16 protein-coding genes are annotated in these 18,953 nt (G+C 61.7%); 8 read left to right on the forward strand and 8 right to left on the reverse strand.

The features are described from left to right. Positions 1-12: 12 nt before the first annotated feature. The 7 genes from pstC to BMZ40_RS19660 all read right to left on the reverse strand — a co-directional run bounded on the left by pstC (position 13) and on the right by BMZ40_RS19660 (position 7,087). Positions 13-1,242 carry a phosphate ABC transporter permease subunit PstC gene (gene pstC / locus BMZ40_RS14225; RefSeq protein ID WP_092377143.1) on the reverse strand — a complete coding sequence of 410 codons (1,230 nt, stop codon included), beginning with the start codon at positions 1,240-1,242 and terminating at the stop codon, positions 13-15. 84 nt (positions 1,243-1,326) lie between these two features. Continuing rightward, positions 1,327-2,343: a PstS family phosphate ABC transporter substrate-binding protein gene (locus BMZ40_RS14230; protein WP_092377146.1), complete on the reverse strand. Its 1,017-nt coding sequence runs from the start codon at positions 2,341-2,343 to the stop codon at positions 1,327-1,329. Between the two features lie 279 nt (positions 2,344-2,622). Further along, positions 2,623-3,672 (reverse strand): sulfite exporter TauE/SafE family protein, encoded by a 1,050-nt coding sequence (locus BMZ40_RS14235; protein WP_092377149.1) that lies wholly within the window; start codon positions 3,670-3,672, stop codon positions 2,623-2,625. A 26-nt stretch (positions 3,673-3,698) separates the two neighbouring features. After that, positions 3,699-3,995: a hypothetical protein gene (locus tag BMZ40_RS14240; protein ID WP_092377152.1), complete on the reverse strand. Its 297-nt coding sequence runs from the start codon at positions 3,993-3,995 to the stop codon at positions 3,699-3,701. Positions 3,996-4,050: 55 nt separating this feature from the next. Continuing rightward, positions 4,051-6,261 carry a SulP family inorganic anion transporter gene (locus BMZ40_RS14245; RefSeq protein WP_092377156.1) on the reverse strand — a complete coding sequence of 737 codons (2,211 nt, stop codon included), beginning with the start codon at positions 6,259-6,261 and terminating at the stop codon, positions 4,051-4,053. 91 nt (positions 6,262-6,352) lie between these two features. Then, positions 6,353-6,880, reverse strand: a complete 528-nt coding sequence (locus tag BMZ40_RS14250) for a hypothetical protein (RefSeq protein ID WP_143075650.1) — start codon at positions 6,878-6,880, stop codon at positions 6,353-6,355. A 30-nt stretch (positions 6,881-6,910) separates the two neighbouring features. Then, on the reverse strand, positions 6,911-7,087 hold the full coding sequence (locus BMZ40_RS19660) for a hypothetical protein (RefSeq protein ID WP_177193187.1): 177 nt from the start codon (positions 7,085-7,087) through the stop codon (positions 6,911-6,913). Between the two features lie 257 nt (positions 7,088-7,344). On the opposite strand from BMZ40_RS19660, the gene BMZ40_RS14255 reads away from it, so the two are divergent. The 5 genes from BMZ40_RS14255 to BMZ40_RS14275 all read left to right on the forward strand — a co-directional run bounded on the left by BMZ40_RS14255 (position 7,345) and on the right by BMZ40_RS14275 (position 14,479). After that, entirely contained in the window at positions 7,345-9,375 is a 2,031-nt protein-coding gene (locus BMZ40_RS14255) for a S16 family serine protease (RefSeq protein WP_177193188.1), read from the forward strand. Beyond that, complete coding sequence (locus BMZ40_RS14260) at positions 9,363-10,829, forward strand: sensor histidine kinase (RefSeq protein WP_092377162.1); 1,467 nt, start codon at positions 9,363-9,365, stop codon at positions 10,827-10,829. Before BMZ40_RS14255 ends, BMZ40_RS14260 begins: the two co-directional genes overlap by 13 nt. Continuing rightward, a complete protein-coding gene (locus BMZ40_RS14265) occupies positions 10,826-12,220 on the forward strand; it encodes a sigma-54-dependent transcriptional regulator (RefSeq protein WP_092377165.1) in 1,395 nt (464 codons plus the stop codon). Before BMZ40_RS14260 ends, BMZ40_RS14265 begins: the two co-directional genes overlap by 4 nt. 14 nt (positions 12,221-12,234) lie before the next feature. Further along, positions 12,235-12,990 carry a hypothetical protein gene (locus BMZ40_RS14270; protein ID WP_092377169.1) on the forward strand — a complete coding sequence of 252 codons (756 nt, stop codon included), beginning with the start codon at positions 12,235-12,237 and terminating at the stop codon, positions 12,988-12,990. A gap of 106 nt (positions 12,991-13,096) precedes the next feature. After that, the gene (locus BMZ40_RS14275; protein WP_092377172.1) at positions 13,097-14,479 is read left to right on the forward strand and encodes an MATE family efflux transporter; all 1,383 of its coding nucleotides are present in this window, start codon (positions 13,097-13,099) and stop codon (positions 14,477-14,479) included. Positions 14,480-14,498: 19 nt separating this feature from the next. Here the strand turns inward: BMZ40_RS14275 and BMZ40_RS14280 are convergent, their stop codons facing one another. Next, complete coding sequence (locus tag BMZ40_RS14280; protein ID WP_245751118.1) at positions 14,499-15,266, reverse strand: GGDEF domain-containing protein; 768 nt, start codon at positions 15,264-15,266, stop codon at positions 14,499-14,501. A 369-nt stretch (positions 15,267-15,635) separates the two neighbouring features. Between BMZ40_RS14280 and BMZ40_RS14285 the strand changes: the two genes are divergently transcribed. From BMZ40_RS14285 to pstB, 3 genes are read left to right on the forward strand one after another with little or no spacing between them, the layout of a single operon-like run. Beyond that, on the forward strand, positions 15,636-16,331 hold the full coding sequence (locus BMZ40_RS14285) for a response regulator transcription factor (RefSeq protein ID WP_092190795.1): 696 nt from the start codon (positions 15,636-15,638) through the stop codon (positions 16,329-16,331). An 8-nt stretch (positions 16,332-16,339) separates the two neighbouring features. After that, positions 16,340-18,148, forward strand: coding sequence for an ATP-binding protein (locus BMZ40_RS14290; RefSeq protein WP_092377175.1), 1,809 nt, complete (start codon positions 16,340-16,342; stop codon positions 18,146-18,148). A 2-nt stretch (positions 18,149-18,150) separates the two neighbouring features. Next, entirely contained in the window at positions 18,151-18,912 is a 762-nt protein-coding gene (pstB, locus tag BMZ40_RS14295) for a phosphate ABC transporter ATP-binding protein PstB (protein WP_092377178.1), read from the forward strand. The last annotated feature ends 41 nt before the right edge of the window (positions 18,913-18,953 follow it).

Below are 18,953 nucleotides of genomic sequence, written 5' to 3' on the forward strand. Positions count from 1 at the left end.
CACGTGAGGCTCCTATTCGTATCTTTGGCGGAACTTTCGAATGACTGTCAGGGAGACGATGTTCAAGCACAGGGTCAGGACCAAAAGTACCAGGCCGAGGCCGAATGCGGCCAGCGTCTCGGGGCTGTCAAAGGACTGGTCCCCGGTCAGGGCATCGACGATGCGCACGTTGACCGTGGTCATTCCCTCCAGCGGGTTCCAGGTCAGGTTCGGCTGCAGGCCGGCGGCCATGACCACGATCATGGTTTCCCCGACGGCGCGCGACACGGCCAAGAGACAGGCCGAGACAATGCCCGGCAGCGCGGCGGGCAGGACGACCCGCTTGATGGTCTCGGAAGGATAGGCCCCAAGGGCAAGGGAGCCTTCGCGCAGACTCTGTGGCACGGAACTGATCACGTCGTCGGACAGGGAGGAGACAAGGGGAATGATCATGATGCCCATGACCAGACCGGGGCTCAGCGCGTTGGTGTAGTCGGCGCTTATGCCCACCTTGTCGGCCAGATTCACGATCAGCGGACTGACCGTTATGGCCGCGAAAAATCCGTACACGACGGTGGGGATGCCGGCCAGGATTTCAAGGGCGGGCTTGGCCACCCTTCTGACCGCGAGGGACGCGTACTCGGACATGCAGATGGCCGACATCAGGCCCACGGGGATGGCCACGCACATGGCGATGGCCGTGATCATGAACGTGCCCGCGAAAAGGGGGACCGATCCGAAGAGGGGCTGAATGTTGCCATCGTCGTCAATGGTCGCCGCGTCGGGGTTCCAGGTCGTTCCAGTCAGGAAGTCCCAGAAGTTGACGATGCGAAAAAAATGAACCGCCTCGAAGATGATGGACATGACGATGCCGATGGTCGTCAGGATGGATATGAGCGACGCTACCAGCAGAATGCTGGTAATGGTCTTTTCCAGTGCCGTGCGGACCCGCAGACTCGGTCGGATGGCCTTGAGCGCGAGCCAGATGCTGCCTGCGCCAAGGATCAGGATCGCGGCCGCGAGCATGGTCCAGGGTACCTCGACGAGGTCGAAGAGGTCGAGAATGGAGCCTATCACGCTGATCAGGACAGCGGGCATGAGCATCTTGCTGACGGCATACCATCCAAACAGATTTTCCGATGCCTTGTATCTGGCGTTTGGGTCCTGTTGCGCGCGAATTTTCCTGCGGCCAAGGAAATAACCGAAAAGCGCCAATGGCAGAAGACCGGCAAAAAGATATTGGGCCAGGTAGGTTGTGGTCACGAGGTTCCTCGCATGTTGTCGGGCGCGGCAAAGGGCCGATCCGCAAGCTGGCGGTTCGGCCCTGTGCAGGTTTTTCTTTCTTGACTATTTCTTCAGGTCGTCGAGGGTCAGCTTCTTCTTGGCAAGCACGTTCTCGCGAGTCTGGGCACGCTCTGCCTCGGGCAGCGGAATGAGGCCGATGGACTTCAGCAGGCCGTCCTTGCCGATCATCTTCTCGCTCATGAACAGTTCCACGTATTCCTTCAGGCCGGGGATGGCGTCGTAGTGGGCGTTCTTGACGTAGAAGAACAGGGAGCGGGAGATGGGGTACTGACCGGAAGCGACGGAATCGGGATTCGGAGTCACGCCGTTGATGGCGGTGCCCTGGATGGAGTCGGAGTTTTCTTCCAGGAAGCTGTAGCCGAAGATGCCGAAGGCGTCCTTGTCATTGACCAGCTTCTGCACGATCAGGTTGTCGTTCTCACCGGCGGGAACGTAAGCGTTGTCCTGACGAATCTCGTGGTAGCCTTTCTTGTAGCCTTCCTTCTTGCCGAAGATCTTTTCTACGACCATTTCTTCGAAGGCGTCACGGGTGCCGGAAGAGGTGGGCGGGCCGTAGAAGACGATCTTGCGGGCGGGAAGATTGGGGTTGATCTCGTTCCACATCTTGTAGGGGTTCGGGACGAGCTTGCCGTCGACCATGATGTGGCCGGCAGTAGCCATGGCCAGTTCTTCAAGGGTGATGCTCATGGGAGCGTTGACCTTGCTCTGAGCGACGGCGATGCCGTCAAAGCCGATCTTGGCCTCCGAGATGTCGGTCACGCCGTTTTTGGCGGCATTTTCGAATTCACTGGTCTTCATGCGGCGCGAAGAGTTGGCGATGTCGGGGGTGTTTGCACCCATGCCGGCGCCAAAAAGCTTGTGGCCTCCGCCGGAACCAACGGATTCGACCACAGGTGCGGGAAATTTGGTGGTTGCACCCAGTTCTTCAGCTACGTAGCTGGAGAAGGGGAAAACTGTGGACGATCCGGCAATTTTAACCTGATCGCGGGCATGTGCCATGCCGGTGCCGACCAGCAGCAGGGCCAGGACGAAGATTGCTTTGTTCAGAAAACGGTTCATGAGGGTGCCTCCTTGGCTATGTTTCAAATTCAGGGTTGCGTTGTTGCGCTGGAGGTCTTTCTAGAGGGGGTTTGTTACAGGATGTTGAGGCGATTGTGACAGGATCGTGACAAAGTGTTTGGCCTTCGAGCGTCCGGGTTTAAAGAAAAGCCTGTTGGTTCCGACCCCGCCCCCTCTTTAATGTGCCGCCGAGCATTCCTGACTCAGCGCGAAACGACGAAACCCCGCACTGCGGGGTTTCGTCGTTTCGGAATGTGTTTTGGAGAGCCGGAGCCTGTGTTATGCGGCTTCCGCCAGCTGTGCCCTGCGGCCAATCCACATGCTGCCGAGGATGATGCCGGAGCCGATCAGCAGAGCCAGACACATGGAGGCGAAGCTGACCTTGTCCAGAAGGTTCAGCGTGTTCGGCCCCATGTTCATGACTCCAAGCTTCACGAGATACGTGGGCAAGGCCAGGCCCCTGCTGACCGCGACGATGAGCATGATCGTGGCCATGACCATCTTGATCATGTGCGGGCGGACATAGGTGGTGCCGATGGCGCCGAGCTGAACGCCAAGCAGCGAGCCGCCGAGAATGATGAGCACGAGGCGGATGTCGACCATGCCGTGCATGGCCCAGTTGATGGAGCCGCCCAGACCCATGGCGAAGGCGATGACCAGTTCCGTGGCCGAGGCCATGAGGCCGGGTACGCCGATGACATAGATCATGCCGGGCACGCCCACGAATCCGCCGACGGCGATGGTCGCGGCAAGCATGCCGGTGGCGAAGCCCACGGGCAGGGTGAACCACAGGGAGATGCGCAGGCCCGAGCGGGGGAAGTTGATCATGGGCCACAGCTCGATCTTTTGCAGTCGCTTGGCCAGAGCGGTCGTTTCCTCGACGCCGCCGCAACGGGCGCACTTGATGGCGTCCTTCATGACGTATCCGCCGACAAAAACGAGGACAAAGACGAACGACAGGCTGACATAGAGGTCAGAACCGGCAGCTCCCCACATATCGAGGATGATGCGCTGGATCTGGATGCCGAACTGGACGCCGATGCCGGCCGAGGCGGCCATGATCAGGCCCATTTTCACGTCGACCTGCCCGTAACGGAAGCGCTTGATCGCTCCGACCAGGGCTTTAGGGAATTTGTGGCACATGTTGCTGGCCACCGCCACCGTGCCGGGCACGCCGAGGCTCATCATGCCGGGAGTGAGCACGAAGGCTCCGCCGGAACCGATGAAGCCGCTGACCAGGCCTCCGATGAAGCCGACCAGGAACAGAAAAATGATCGCCATTGCGCTCAGATCGATGAATTTGGTAGCGTCAAGACTCAAGATATCCATTGTTGTGTCTCCTGCAATGCGTTGGTTCAGGCGTTGAGAACGGGGCGCTGGGCCGGGCGCTTGGTGGCTTCGACGGTCTTTCTGGCATCCTTGCGTATGGCGGAAATGCCGAGAACGGACCACAGGTTGCTCGCGAACTCGCCATGCAGGTATGACACGGCAAAAACCGTGGCGATGGGGCCCGCGGCCCAGAAGGATCCCTGGGCGAAGTGCGCTGCGATGTTGTCTCCGAAGGTGAAGAAGCCCGTGTAAAAGGCTGCGGTAAGCGTGCCGAAGAGGATGGTACGTCCGATAGGTTTTTTGTCCGATTGAGATGTGGCCATTGTATTCTCCATGTTGTTGTTTACCGCTTGCAGCGGGTGTTTTGTGAGGGGAATCCTACGGTCGTCCATTAAGGGAAGTCCCTCCCGCTGCATACGCGTGGGCACGTGACTGCCGCGCCGACGGCCGCGAGGGGAGTTGACAGGCCGTGGTCAAGGGACACCGTGCTTCATCGCTGCCGCGATGAGCCCCGGCGTGGACCGTGCACAGCGCCTTTTCCATGTTGGTGTAGATGTGGTCCCGGCCGATCTTGTCCAAGAGCCCGCTGCGGTCCATGATGGCCATGACCGTGTCGTTGACTCCCGCCAGGGAAATATCCACTCCCCGGCTTCGGCAGCGCTCGACGACCAGGCTCAGCGCTTCTTCACCAGAGGCATCCATGTCGTTGATGCCCTTGGCCACCAGCACGATGTGCTTGAGACGCTTCTTGGAAAGCAGACGCTTGGTGATGGCCTCGTCCAGGAAGCTGGCGTTGGCGAAAAACAGGGGCCCGTTGAAGCGGACCATGTCCACGTGCGTGCACAGGTCCAGTCCGAAGCGGGTCGCGTCGCGCAGTTCCCCTTGCTCGGTTCGAGCCAGGGAACTGACCGAGGGGCGCATGTTGCGGTACAGGAATACGCCAAGGGACAGGATAACGCCGATCATGATGCCCTTGTCCAGGTGCGGCGCGAAGGCCAGGGTGGCCAGAAAGGTGATGATGGAAATGGCGCCGTCGTATTTTGCGACCTTCCATGAGTGCAGGAAGCCCGCAGGCTGGATGAGCCCGATGACGGCCATCATGATCACCGCGGCCAATGTGCACTGCGGCAGGTGGTGGAGCAGCGGCGTGAAGAAGAGCAGCGCCGCGAGCACGAACGCGCTGGTGAACACGCTCGCGAACCCGGTCAGGGCTCCGGCCTGCAGATTGACGGCGGAGCGGGAGAAGGACCCGGAAACGGGATAGCTTCTGCCGAAAGCGCCCACAATATTGGCGAGCCCCTGGCCGATGAGTTCCTGATTCGGGTCCAGACTCTGGCCGGTTTTCGCGGCCATGGCCTTGGCGATGGATATGGCTTCCATGAATCCGAGCAGGGCGATGATGGCGGCGTTCGGGAGGAGCCTGAGCATGACCCCGAGATCGAAATGCGGGACGCTCAGGGCGGGCAGACCGCCGGGCACCGCGCCAACCACGGATCCGCCGCCGATCATGGTCATGGCCATGGGATCAAGAGGCGCATTGCCGACGCCAATGCGCCACGTCCGGCCGTCGTTTACCGTCCCCGAGGGCAGGGGGCTGCCTTCGGGATAGAATTTCATGCCGCCGTTGGCTCCGGGCACGCCCTGGAAAAGCATGCCGCGCAGCGAGGCCTTTATGTTTTTGGCCTGGTTTTTGGCGATGTCCATTTCCAGAGCCAGGCGGCGCAGTTCATGTTCTCCGTCAACCATGGCGAAGCGTTCGTTGTGTTTTTCGGCTTCTTCCATGGCCACCGTCAGGGCCGTGCGCTTGGCGGCCAGATCGATTTGGGCCTGCATGGCCGCGTTGTAGGCGTCGATGGCCTCATTCGCCTGGGGCGCGGCCAGGGATGCGACGCCGATCGTGGTGTTGTGCTCGAAGCCGGTGCCCCAGGCGAAGACGGTGGTCAGGGCCACGGCCACCAGCACGTTGGGGACGCGCGGAGTTACGCGCTTCAGCAGATACATGAGCGCAAAGGCAAAGACACCGAGGGCCAATGTCGGCCAGTGCGTGTAATGCATGGCCGCCTGCGCGACATTGATGATTGTCTGGTAGTGATGTTCGGCGCTGTCAACGGACACGCCGAACATCTTGGAGAGCTGGCTGGTGGCGATGATGATGGCCGCCGCATTGGTGAAGCCGGCCACCACGGGATGGGAGAGGAAGTTGACGACCAGGCCCAGCCGCAAAACGCCGAGGGACAGCTGGAAGATGCCCACAGCCAGGGCCAGCAGCACGGCGTAGGCGATGTAGCTTTCGCTGCCCGCCGTGGCCAGGGGTTCGAGGCTGGCGGCGGTCATGAGCGAGACCACGGCCACCGGTCCCGTGGAGAGCTGACGGCTGGAGCCGAACAGCGCGGCGACGAGCGGCGGCAGGAAGGACGCGTAGAGTCCGTAGTACGGAGGCAGTCCGGCGAGCTGGGCGTAGGCCATGCTCTGTGGAATGAGCACCAGGGCCACGGTCAGGCCGGCCATGAAGTCCATTTTGAGATTTTCGGTGGAATACGTTTTGATCCAGCCGAAAAATGGAACCATTCTCAGTACAAGGGTGCCCATTTTGCCTCCTTCGCCGTCAAGGTGCGGTCCTTGGCGGAAGTGCTCCGGATTTGCGTGGGAGCGGGGATGAGATCGCAGGTGTGAGTCCGCATCATTTTACCGTGAACAGGGCCAGCCCGGTCTGGCCGACGACCTGTTCGCCTTCCTCGGGTTCGCTCAGGATGAACTCGATTCTTCCGCAGGCGCGCACGAGTTCACTGACAGCCTCTTCGATGCCGCCGAATCTGACTTCGTGAGCGACGTGCAGGTTCATCCGCGCCGCGCTTTCGGACCAGGAGGAGGCTGCCTGGGAGGACATTTGCGTAAAGGAATCCCGCCATTTCTGGTCGGCGCTACGCATGCCGATGCTCAGGAGCAAAAGATCGCTCCCCATCCTTTCGGCCACGCTCAAGGCGTATTCCCGTAGGCGAGGGGAAAAGGAGCAGCCATGCCCGATGACCAGAATGCGTCTGCGGCCGGTCGCCGGCGGAGTGACCACATCGGCGGCGAGCATCTGCTCTCCGGCCTCGGCCAGGGCGACCGCCTCGCTGTAATCCGCCAGGCGGTCCTGAACGGACCTCGCCCTGCGCAGTGACGGGGCGCCTGTCTGCATCGAATTTCGTAACCAATTGCGCGGCATGTGTGTGCTCCTGATCGTTGCTGTGATGGCCTAGCGTGCCTGCAAGGTCGTGCGGGGGCGTTTTTCGGCGTTCTTGGCCGCTTCGGCCCGAGCCTTGGGCTGTGGCCCATCTCCTTTGAGCAGGAGTTTGGCTTCTTCGCTCAGGTTGCGTTCCGCAAATGCTGTGGCCGCATAGTTCGTTTCGATGGTTTCACGGATGGTGCTCATTTTGCTAACCTCGTGTTAAATGTGTTGCGACAGCCTAAACAAGGCTCGTGCCATGTTTGCTTTTTTTCTAGGCGTCTGTAATTGTTGATTTTAATTTGAAGTGGATGCGGGGTTGGATTTCGTGCAGTGTTGCATATTGCAGCGCCTGATCGTGAAAACCATAACAAGGTCCAGTTGCCGGGGTTGGTGCAGTTTGCAGCGCTGTTGCAATCTGCAACAAAGAGCTGAAATGAAGCGGACTGGGCACAGGGGATGGGATGATGTTTTTTCGCAAACAGGAACTTGAAGCTCCGGTACAACCGGCGGACCCGACGGGATTACGGGAGAAATGTCGACAGGCGGAGCTGCCCGAGGCCGTGGGCGTCGCCGTCGAATCCGAAATCAGCCGCATGGAGAAGACCGATGCGGCGGTGGCGGAATACTCCATCGGGCTCAATTATGTGGAGACCCTTCTTTCGTTGCCGTGGAACGCCGTGACCCAGGACAATCTGGACCTGGCGCAGGCCGCGGAAGTCTTCGACGGAAGCCATGCGGGTCTGGGGCAGGTCCGGGAGCGTGTGCTTGAGCATCTGGCGTCGAGAGTGCTGCATTCCAAACGGCAGGCCTCGCTGCTCATCGTCGACGACGAGCCCATTGCCCGCTCCAACCTGCGCCATGTGCTGGCGCGGGAAGGGTATGCGGTGGAGGTCGCGGCCAACGGCGAAGAGGCTATGGCCCTTCTTGCCCGTCAGGAGTTCGATTGCATCGTCACGGACCTGAAGATGGACCGCATGGACGGCATGCAGCTCCTTGAGGCGGCCAGGGCCGTGGCTCCGGAGACGAAATTCATTCTGGTCACGGGATACGCCACGGTGGACACCGCTGTGCAGGCCTTAAAGACCGGGGCCGTGCATTATCTCTCAAAACCCATAGATCTCAACGAATTGCGGGAGGCGGTGCGTTCGGCGCTGCTCTCTCGCACGCACCGCTATTCCAATCGTTCGCCGATCCTGTGCTTTGTCGGACCTCCGGGCGTGGGCAAGACCTCGGTCGGAAAGGCCATCGCCGAAGCCCTCGGACGGCGCTTCTATCGCATGTCCCTGGCCGATCTGCGCGACGAGGCCGAGCTGCGCGGACACCGTCGGACCTATGTCGGGGCCATGCCCGGGCGCATCATCCAGGCTTTGAAGAGCGTGGGCGTGCGCAATCCGGTCTTCATGCTCGATGAGATGGACAAGATCGGCCAGGACGTGAAAGGCGATCCGGCCATGGCCATGCTCGAAATCCTGGATCCGGAACAGAACGCGCGCTACGTGGACCGCTACCTGGAGATGCCCTTCGATCTGTCCGAGGTGCTCTTCATCGCCACAGCCAACGGGGTCGAGCGCCTGGCCGGGCCGCTTCTGGACCGGCTGGAGGTGGTGCAGTTCTCGGGATACTCCGAGGGCGAAAAGCTCGACATCGCGACCCGCTTCCTGTTGCCGCGCCAGCTGCGCGGGCACGGTCTGATCAGCCCGTATCCCACGATTCTCCCCGAGGCCCTGGTGCGCATCATCCGCGAGTACACCAACGAGTCCGGAGTGCGGGGCCTTGAGCGCGAGATCGCGCGGATGTGCCGTAAGCTGGCCCGGCTGCGTCTGGACGGAGGGGCCGAGGCCGTGGCCGCGCCCGTGGGAAGCGAGGGCGCGGCGGTCCTGCTCGGACCTGCGCGGTTTCGCCATGACGACGCCAAGGCAGGAGGTTTGGTCGGCACCGCCACCGGCCTGGTCTGGTCGGAAACGGGCGGTGAGATCATCTTTGTCGAGGCCACGCGCATGAGGGGGCCGGGCCAGCTCATCCTGACCGGCTCCCTTGGCGGCGTGCTCAAGGAGTCGGCCCAGATCGCGCTCAGCTTCATCCGCAGCAACGCGGGGACGCTTGGCGTCGAGCCGGATTTTTTCGAGGGGCACGACATCCACATCCACATCCCGGCCGGGGGCATCGCCAAGGATGGTCCTTCAGCCGGGCTGACCATCGCCGTGGCCCTGGTCTCCCTTTTGACGGGGCGTCCGGCACGCTCGGACGTCGCCCTTTCCGGGGAACTGTCCCTGGTTGGCCGGGTGCTGCCCGTCAGCGGGGTGCGCGAGAAGATTCTGGCCGCCTTGCGCGGACGGGCGGCCATGGTCGTGCTCCCCGAGGCCAACGCGGCCGATGTCGAGGCCCTGCGCGAAAGTGTCGCGGACCTGCCTCCGGTGGTGCTGGTGGGGCGGGTCGAGCAGGCCCTGGCGGTGGTCATGAGCAGTCAGGAGGGCGAGCCATGTACGGAGTGATCTCGCGATTTGCCAGCGGCAAGATCCGGCGCATCGTCCTTTTCGGCATGATTTTGTCCGTGCTTGGGTTTTCGGTGCTCGGAGCCATCTCCTACCGGTATCTGCTGCAGATCGAGGACGCCCTTGCCCTGGCCGAGGTCGTGGACGATTTGAGCAGTGAGATTCTGGAAATCCGCCGGTACGAGAAGAACTACCTGCTTTACGCGCTGGAAGAGGATTACCTTGAAACCCTGCGCTACTGCGACAAGGCCCTGTCCATCATCGAACGCATCGAGCCCCGGGAAGGCGGTTTGATCGGCGCCGACCTGAAGGGACGGGTGACCCTGGTCCAGCTTCGGGATGACCTGCTCCGTTACAAGGAGCTGTTTTCGATCATCGCCACCCAGCCGGGGAGCAACAATGACGAGAACGATCCCCAGGGCGTCGAACTGCGCGACCAGGGCAAGGATCTGGTCGATGTGGTGCGGCAGTTCGTGCTCTACCAGCGCGAACGCATTCTGGACATTGTCGGGACCCTGAAACATCAGCTGGCCTTGGCTATTGGAGCCTTCACGGGCGTGGCCATATTTTTTTCCTGGCTGGTCGGGCGGAGGATTTTCGGCGCGCTCGGCATCATCGAGCACTCCACGCGCCAGATCGTGCAGGGCAATTTCAAGCCTCTGCCCCTGCCGGACACCAGCGATGAAACGCGGGGCGTGGTGGAGGCCTTCAACCACATGATCGAGGAACTCGAACGCAGGCAGAATCAGCTCCTGCAGGAAAAGAAGCTGGCCTCGCTCGGCGTCCTGACCTCGGGCATCGCCCATCAGCTCAACAATCCGCTCAACAACATCTCCACCTCCTGTCAGATCCTGCAGGAAGACCTGGAGGCGGCCCTGCCCGTCGATCAGGCATTGACCCGGCAGATGCTCGACAACATCTATCAGGAAGTCAGCCGCTCGCGCGACATCGTCAAAGGGCTTCTCGAATTCGCCCGGGAAACGGAATTCTGTCTCAAGCCCGTGCCGCTGCATGCGGTCGTGCAGCGGGCGGTGACACTGGTTTCAAGCGAAGTGCCGTCGGGAGTGCGCATCCTGACCGAGATTCCGGATCACATTAAGCTTCCCCTCGACAGCCAGCGCTTTCAGGAGGTGCTTTTGAACCTGATGATAAACGCCATCCACGCCATAAGCCCCCCCGGAGTGATCTCCCTCTCCGCAAGGTCCGACCCCGGGTCGGGGGAGGCGGTGCTGCAAGTGACCGATACCGGCGGGGGCATCTCGCCGGAACATCTGGGCCGCATCTTCGATCCCTTCTTCACGCTCAAGGACACGGGCACGGGCCTTGGCCTGTCGGTGGTGTTCGGCATCATCAAGAAGCACGGGGGCACCATCAGCGTCGAGAGCCGGATGGGCGAAGGCACCACGTTCACCCTGCACTTGCCCCTCGGCGGTGACACTTCGGGGGCATCGTGAGCGCCCAGGATGTCCACGGCCGCGTTCCGGAGCCGTCAACGCCCCCGCAGGCCAGGATTCTGGTGGTCGATGACGAGCATATCTCGCGCGACAATCTGGCGCTGGCGCTGGCGCGGCAAGGGCACGACACCGTGACCGCTTCCGGCGGGACCGAAGCGCTCGGCCTGTTGCGGGAGTCGGACTTCGACATGGTCCTGACCGACCTGATGATGGAGGGGATGGACGGCCTGGCTCTGTTGCGGGAGGTCAAGTCCCGTCATCCCGATGTCGAGGTCGTGGTCATCACCGGATATCCCACGGTGGATACGGCCGTGGAGGCCATGCGGGCCGGAGCGTACGACTATCTGGCCAAGCCGTACCGCATCGACGAGGCCAGGCTGCTGGTGCACAAGGCGCTGGAAAAGCGCAGGCTCAAGCTGGAGGTGGCGCGTCTGCGCGAGCAGTTGCGCGAGCGGACCCTGCCCGTGCCCATGCTTGGCGCGGCTCCGTGCATGGTTGAACTGAAACGGACCATCGCCCAGGTCGCGCCCTCGGACGTGACGGTGCTGATCCTGGGCGAGACCGGGACGGGCAAGGAGGTGGCGGCGCGCATGGTGCACCTCTTCAGCCGACGCTCCGAGGCCCGCTTTCTGGCCATCAACTGCGGCGCGTTCAACGAGGAGTTGCTCGAAAGCGAGCTTTTCGGACATGAACAGGGCGCTTTTTCCGGAGCCACGCGGCAGAAGAAGGGCCTTTTCGAGGCGGCCGAGGGCGGCACGCTTTTTCTCGACGAGGTGGGGGAAATGTCGCTGGCCATGCAGGTCAAGCTCCTGCGCGCCGTGCAGGAGCGATGCATCCGCCGGGTGGGCGGCACCGCCGACATTCCCGTGGACGTGCGGCTCGTGGCCGCGACCAACAAGGATTTGAAGACCGAGGTCGAGACGGGCCGTTTCCGTCAGGATCTGTATTTTCGCCTGAACGTGCTGGTGCTGAACATGCCGCCGCTGGTGCAGCGGCGCGAGGATCTGCCCCTGCTGGCGCGCTATTTCGCGGAGAAGGCCAGCCGGGAGACCGAGCGCCCCGCGCCGGGCATCTCCGACGAGGTCATGGAGATCCTCGGCCGTTACGCCTTTCCGGGCAATGTCCGCGAGCTGCAGAACGTCATCGAGCGGGCCGTGGTCTTCTGCAACGGCGATGAGATCCGTCCGGCGCATCTCTCGCCGGAGCTGCGCGAAGTATCGATGCATGTCAGCCGGGCGGGAGACAGGCAGCCCATGACCCTGGAAGAGTGCGAGCGGGAGCAGATCCGGTGGACCCTGGAGCATGCGGCGGACAATCGCACCCTTGCCGCCAAGCTGCTGGGCATCGACCGGGCCTCCCTGTGGCGCAAGATCAAACGTCACGGCTTGTAGGCCGGAGGCTTGGCATGGAACCCTCGTCCCTTGATTGCGCCGGATTTTGCCGGGATTGCGGCTGCGAACATGTGTTGCCCGCCGAGGCGGCCCTGCCGTATGCCCGGGAGCTGATGGCGCGGCTTGAGCAATGCGGGAATATTGGGCTTGAACAGGCCGGGGATGATCCGCGCCTGTCCCTTGAGTACCTTTACGGCCCTGCCCGGGGGCAGATGTTCGGAGTGCTTCCGTACGTGGACAAGAGCGGAGCCAGTGGCGTGCTCAAGGCTTTTTCCGGGCAGTACAACGGAATCTGGGAGGTGCCGGGCTGGGTGGGGCCCATCCTTGACCCGGCGGAGTTTGAGCGCGCCATCGAACATGACGAGCCGCGCATCAAGGAGCTGACCCTACGCATAGAGGGCCTTGGGATGGACGATTCGGTCCGCCTGGACATGCTGGCCCGGCGGCGTGAATTGTCCCGGAGCCTCATGGAACGCATCTTCGGCCTGTACCGGCTGACAAATTTTCGCGGCCGGACCAGGGCCCTGTCCGAGGTCTTCACGGGCAAGGCCATGCCCACGGGCACGGGGGAATGCTGCGCGCCCAAGCTGCTGCATCACGCCGCCGTGCACGGACTGACCCCGCTGGGGCTTGCGGAATTCTACGTCGGCCGTGAAAATCGTTCCGCCACCCGTGCTCACGGACGGTTTTTCGCGCCCTGCGCGGAAAAATGCAGGCCGATTCTGGGATTTCTGCTGTGCGGGTTGCATGGTCAGACCCGCCGTCCGTGATCAGGACCGCATTGAAACCTGATTAGGCGTGACTTCGTGGGCGGCACGTCCGCTGCCCACCGTTTTCGATCTTGCCAGCCCGCCGTACTTGCGGCACTCATGGGTCATGATCCACATCTCTCCGGCCACGGCCATCATATACCGACGCATTTTCAAAATATCCATGCCCCTGGTCGTAAGCCTCGGGGCGACCACCATCATGGAGTTCACGGACCGCCTCTTTCTGGCCCGCTATTCCCTCGACGCCATCGCGGCGGCCCTGCCCGCCGGGATCATGGCCCTTTTGGCCATGACCATTTTTCTGGGTACCACGAGCTACGTGTCCGTGTTCGTGGCTCAGTACACCGGCCAGGGGCGTCCCGAGATGGTCGGCAGGGCGGTCTGGCAGGGCATCTATGTGGCGCTTCTGGGCGCGGTCGTGCTGGGGGCGCTGGCCTTTCTGGCCGAGGGCATTTTCGCCTTTGGCGGCCATTCCAAAGAGATCCAGGTCCTTGAATCCATATATTTCAGGACGCTGTGCCTGGGGGCGGGGATTCATCTGGCCGGCGGAGCTTTCGCCGGGTTCTTCACCGGCCAGGGGCGCACGCGCGTGGTCATGCTCGCCAATTCGGCGGGGATGCTCCTGAACATCCCCCTTGACTATTGTCTCATAAACGGCGTCGGGCCGTTTCCGGAGCTGGGTATCCTGGGCGCGGGCCTGGCCACGGTGATAAGCTGGGGTTTGATCACGGCCATTCTCTGGATAGCCATGCGCCGCCCGGAGAACGCCCGGTTCCGTCTGGCCACGGACCGGCGACTGCGGCCCGAGCTGTGGCTGCGGCTCATGCGCTACGGGCTGCCGAGCGGGATGGAATTCTTCCTCGACATCTTCGCCTTCACGGTCTTCATCTTCGTGGTCGGCAGGCTCGGGACCATGGAGCTGGCCGCAACCAACATCGCGCTGAACATCAACGCCCTGGCCTTCATGCCCCTGGTCGGCTTCGCCATGGGTACCAGCACCCTGGTCGGTCAGGCCATGGGCGCGGGCAAGCCCGACGACGTGCCGATGGTGGTGCGGGCCAGCCTTGTGCTGACTTTCGCCTATCTGGCGGCCATGTCGGCGGTTTTTCTTTTCGTCCCGGAAGCGGTCCTGCATCTGTTCCAGCCCCGCGACATGGACCCGGCCGCCTTTGCCTCGGTGGTCGGCATGGGCCGGATCCTGCTCATGATCGTGGTCGCTTACCTGTTCTTCGACGGGGTCAGCTTCATTGTCTATGGGGCGCTCAAAGGGGCGGGGGACACGGTTTTCGTCATGACCTCGCGTCTGGCGCTGGTCTTTCTGGTCATGATCGCGCCGCTATTGGCTGGGGCGTGGCTTGGTTTCGGGCTCTATTATTTCTGGGCCGTGAGCTGCACTTTTTTGATCATGCTCTCGCTTGTGGGGTGGTGGCGCTTCAGGCAGGGAAAATGGCGGAACATGCTGGTGGTGGAGAAAAGGCCGCCCGCGTGAAGCCGGGCGGCTGTCCGGGTCATGCCGCCTGGGTGCATTCCTTGTTGCCGCGCCGGTCCCGAACATAGACGTTGCCGGGCAGGGTCTTGGCGTATCCCTTGATCTGGGCCGCTTTTTCCCCCAGGGCCTGGAGGCTGCACGGGGCCATGCAGTCCACGATGCCGATGGACACGGAAACCAGCGGGAACTGCTGCTCCCTGCCGTCCCGGCCCTTGCCCATGATCCAGCCCCTGGCGCGATCCTGGGCATGGTAGCAGTTCAGGATGAGCCTTTTGAAGCAGCGGGTGACGGCCTGACAGATGCGTTCCGCCTTCTCCGGATTGACCATGGCCACGAAATCATCCCCGCCGATGTGGGCCAGAAAGTCTCCGCTGTGCCCATGCCTGGAGATGGCCCAGGTCATGATGCGCCCCAGCAGCAGTATGACGAGGTCGCCGTCCTTGAAGCCGTAGACGTCATTGTAGACCTTGAAGTTGTCCAGGTCCGCGTAGAGCATGCAGAAGGGCTTGCCCCGCCTGAGCCTCGTCTCGATTTCCTTCTCCAGCGCCACGTTGCCCGGGATGCCGGTCAGCGGGTTGGTGCCCTTGGCCATCTCGACCTGAACCTGCGCCAGGGTGGTCAGCATCTTCTGCACCGTAACCACACCCAGAAATTGTCCGCCACTGGTGACAATGGCCTCGTCATAGGCTTCCAGCATTTCGTGGGCGTTCTTGGCCACTGATTCCACGGATTTGCGTTCGTTCACGACGGTGGACAATCTGGAGTAGCCCGCTCCTACATCGTCCACGGCAATCTTGAATCCCTGGCTGCGGTAATGGTCCAGGGTTTTGTGAATTTTTGAGTTCGAAAATGGGCTTGGTCGTGGCCTGCATGGTTTGGTCTTGAGAGTTGGACATCATTTCCTCTGATGGATGGGACCGGGGTCGTTTTCAGGCAGAATCAAAGCTGGGAAGCTCTTTGTCCGGCGGATGCGACATTTTGGCGACAGGCCCGTGACAGGTGCGTGGCGATTGGATTTGAGTCCCTTTCGGCGGAATGTTACAGGAAATTCATACAGGTGTCACAATGCTGTCACATGCTCCCTGTAGCCCATCATGGGTACGAGGGAGCGGCGCGTCGAAAGTGGCGGGGCTCTTTTCGTGAACAAGGGGGAAACATGGCTCACAAGATTGTCGTCATCGAAGACGAACCGGATATCGCCAACCTTTTGGCTTTTCATCTCAAGTCGGGCGGGTACGACTGCTTCGTGGCCCGGGATGGAAAAAAGGGCCTGCAACTGGTCCAGTCCGAACGGCCGGATCTGGTGCTCCTCGATCTGATGCTGCCCGGCATGAGCGGTACGGACGTGTGCAAGGCCGTCAAGGGCAGCCCGGAATGCGCTCACATACCTATCATAATGCTCACCGCCCGGGGGGACGAAGTCGACCGCATCCTCGGCTTCGAGCTCGGCGCGGACGATTATGTCATAAAGCCTTTCAGCCCCCGGGAACTGATGCTGCGCATCAAGACCGTTCTGCGACGCAACGTGAACATCCTGCCCAAGGTCGCGCACTGGCAGCGCGAGGGCCTGGCTGCCGATTTCGAGGCGTACACGCTGCTTGTGGATGGGGTGGACGCGCACCTGACACCCACGGAATTCAATCTTTTCGGTGAATTTGTGCGCAACGAGGGCAAGGTGCTCTCCCGGGAGCAGCTCCTGAGCAATGCTTGGGGATACGAATTCGAAGGCTATTCGCGCACCGTTGATACCCATGTGCGTCGGCTGCGCAAGAAGCTCGGCCCCTATGCCGACTGGCTGGAGACCGTCCGGGGCATCGGCTATCGCATGAAACGTGAAAATCAGGTCGACTAGGGCGCTTCATGACCACCACGACGATTTCCTTGCGGCTGCGGCTGTTTCTGGCCTTCGGGGTCATTTTGTTTTTGGCGCTGGGCGTGCCTGCCTACTATCTGCACCAGAATCTTGGGCAGACCAGCGAGCGCGAGGCCCGCGACAGCGCGCGGCGAGACCTTCGCTCCGTGGAGTGGATGCTCTCCCATGGCTCTTTTGGCTCCTTTGCGGAGGTCAACGATGCCCTGCGCGACCTTGCAGCGCGCATGGATATCCGTGTCACCTTCATCGATCTTGAAGGTCGGGTGCTGACCGATTCCGGCGTGACGGCGGAACGGGTCGAGAGACTGGAGAACCATTTGGGCCGGCCGGAAGTGACACAGGCCCTTGCCGGAGAGATCGGCCTCAGCCTGCGTTACAGCGATACCGTGGACCAGGAACTGCTCTATGCGGCCATGCGTACCCCTGCCAGCGGGATCATGCCGGAGGGCGTCGTGCGCATCGCGCGTCCCCAGAGCCAGATCCGCAAGACCCTGGACCGGCTTTATGGACGGACAGGCTGGGTCTATGGGTTCAGCGTCATCCTGGCCTTCGGGCTCGTCTCCCTGACCTCACGGCAGATTGGCCGCGCCATAGCGAGCGTCGCCCAGGCCGCCGCCGACATCGGCCAGGGCGAGCCGGGCAAGCGCATCCGCTTTTCGCCGAGCACCGAGCTTACGCCCCTGGTGCAGGCCTTCAACAACATGGTCGAACGCATCGAGTCCAACATGCAGACCATCGTCAAGCAGAAGATGGAATCCGAGGCCGTGCTCAACGGAATGAAGGCCGGGCTGATCGTCCTCGACGGACACGGCCGGATTCTGCGCGGCAACTACGCCGCCCAGGAGATTTTTCCGGGCCTTTCGACCTTCGCCGGGCGCAAGCCCATGGAACTGTCCTTGCTGCAGGATCTTCAGGATGCCTGCGACGCGGCACTTCAAAAGCGCCGGGAAGGTGATTTTTCCCAGGTCGGCGTGGTGGTCTCCCTGGCGGGCGGCAGAAGCTTCGACGTATCCATCGTGCCCATCAAGGGCGACGCCGAGCTTGGCGTGATCATGGTTTTTCACGACATCACCGAAATCAAGAGGGTGGAACAGATCCGTCGTGATTTCGTGGCCAACGTGTCGCACGAGTTGCGTACACCCCTGACATCGATCAAAGGCTACGCCGAAACCCTGGTGGGCATCGAGAAATACGATCCCGAGCAGACGCGCTCCTTCCTGGAGGTCATCCTGCGCAACGCCAACCACATGAACACCATGCTCGACGAGCTGCTCCAGCTTTCGCGCCTGGAGCATGGCAAGCAGCGCCCCGACCTGGTCACGGTGGAGCCTGCTTCGGCGCTGTATTCGGCCTGGAAGAGCTGCCATCCCTTGAGCAAGGACATCGAATTCGTGAGCGAACTGGGTGCCTCAACGCCCCCGGTGCGGGCAAATTTCGAGCAGCTGGTGCAGGTTTTTCGCAATGTCCTTGAAAACGCCGTCAAGTATGTACCTGACGAGACGGCAGTCATCCGTGTCCATGGGCATGCGAGCGGCCGTGAGCTGGTTGTTTTCATCGAGGACAACGGGCCCGGCATTCCGGTGGAGGATCAGGCCCGGATTTTCGAGCGGTTCTACCGTGTGGAAAAGGACCGCAACAGCTCTATCGGCGGCACGGGCCTCGGCCTTGCCATCTGCAGGCACATAATGGCCAATCACGGAGGGCGGATCACGGTGCAGAGCCCCGTGCCCGAAACCGGGATCGGCTCCCGCTTCATCATCACCTTGCCCCTGGCCGGGCAGATCCCAGAGGAATAGACATGACAGAAACGGTCAAGATTTCATCGAGAAATCTCAACTTCTACTATTCGGACTTTCACGCGCTCCAGGATATCAGCTTCGATATGCTGCAGCATCAGGCAACCGCCCTGATCGGGCCTTCGGGTTGCGGCAAGTCCACTTTTCTACGTTGCATCAACCGCATGAACGACCTTATAGCCGGTACCCGGATCGAAGGATCCCTGACCATGGACGGGCAGGACCTGAACGACAACTCCCATGACGTGGTCGTGCTCCGGCGCCGGGTGGGCATGGTCTTCCAGAAGCCCAATCCCTTTCCCAAGAGCATCTACGAGAACGTGGCCTATGGGCTGCGGGTCAACGGCGTCAAGGACCGCGAGTTCATCGATGCGCGGGTCGAGGAGAGCCTCAAGCTCGCCGCCCTGTGGGACGAGGTCAAGGATCGCATGGACCAGTCGGGTCTCAGCCTTTCGGGCGGGCAGCAACAGCGCCTGTGCATCGCCCGGGCCATGGCCGTGGAGCCCGAAGTCCTGCTCATGGACGAGCCCGCTTCCGCGCTTGACCCCATAGCCACCCAGAAGATCGAGGAGCTCATCCACGAGCTCAAGAACAAATTCACCATCGTCATTGTCACGCATTCCATGCAGCAGGCCGCCCGCGTCTCCGATCGGACCGCATTTTTCTATATGGGCAAGCTCATCGAGGTCGGTCCCACGGACAAGCTGTTCACCCGCCCTGAGAACAAGCAGACCGAGGACTATATCACAGGCCGTTTCGGCTGATGCCTCTGCTCTCCTGAATGGTTCGACAAATTTTTAAAGGA

This window comes from Desulfomicrobium apsheronum, assembly GCF_900114115.1.
Lineage (GTDB): Bacteria > Desulfobacterota > Desulfovibrionia > Desulfovibrionales > Desulfomicrobiaceae > Desulfomicrobium > Desulfomicrobium apsheronum.

Bases quoted from the DNA above. Each gene is read 5' to 3' on its own strand.
- BMZ40_RS14230 (WP_092377146.1), bottom strand. From the start codon at position 2,343: ATGAACCGTTTTCTGAACAAAGCAATCTTCGTCCTGGCCCTGCTGCTG.
- BMZ40_RS14235 (WP_092377149.1), bottom strand. From the start codon at position 3,672: ATGGATATCTTGAGTCTTGACGCTACCAAATTCATCGATCTGAGCGCA.
- BMZ40_RS14240 (WP_092377152.1), bottom strand. From the start codon at position 3,995: ATGGCCACATCTCAATCGGACAAAAAACCTATCGGACGTACCATCCTC.
- BMZ40_RS14245 (WP_092377156.1), bottom strand. From the start codon at position 6,261: ATGGGCACCCTTGTACTGAGAATGGTTCCATTTTTCGGCTGGATCAAA.
- BMZ40_RS14250 (WP_143075650.1), bottom strand. From the start codon at position 6,880: ATGCCGCGCAATTGGTTACGAAATTCGATGCAGACAGGCGCCCCGTCA.
- BMZ40_RS19660 (WP_177193187.1), bottom strand. From the start codon at position 7,087: ATGAGCACCATCCGTGAAACCATCGAAACGAACTATGCGGCCACAGCA.
- BMZ40_RS14255 (WP_177193188.1), top strand. From the start codon at position 7,345: ATGATGTTTTTTCGCAAACAGGAACTTGAAGCTCCGGTACAACCGGCG.
- BMZ40_RS14260 (WP_092377162.1), top strand. From the start codon at position 9,363: ATGTACGGAGTGATCTCGCGATTTGCCAGCGGCAAGATCCGGCGCATC.
- BMZ40_RS14270 (WP_092377169.1), top strand. From the start codon at position 12,235: ATGGAACCCTCGTCCCTTGATTGCGCCGGATTTTGCCGGGATTGCGGC.
- BMZ40_RS14275 (WP_092377172.1), top strand. From the start codon at position 13,097: ATGATCCACATCTCTCCGGCCACGGCCATCATATACCGACGCATTTTC.
- BMZ40_RS14285 (WP_092190795.1), top strand. From the start codon at position 15,636: ATGGCTCACAAGATTGTCGTCATCGAAGACGAACCGGATATCGCCAAC.
- BMZ40_RS14290 (WP_092377175.1), top strand. From the start codon at position 16,340: ATGACCACCACGACGATTTCCTTGCGGCTGCGGCTGTTTCTGGCCTTC.
- pstB (WP_092377178.1), top strand. From the start codon at position 18,151: ATGACAGAAACGGTCAAGATTTCATCGAGAAATCTCAACTTCTACTAT.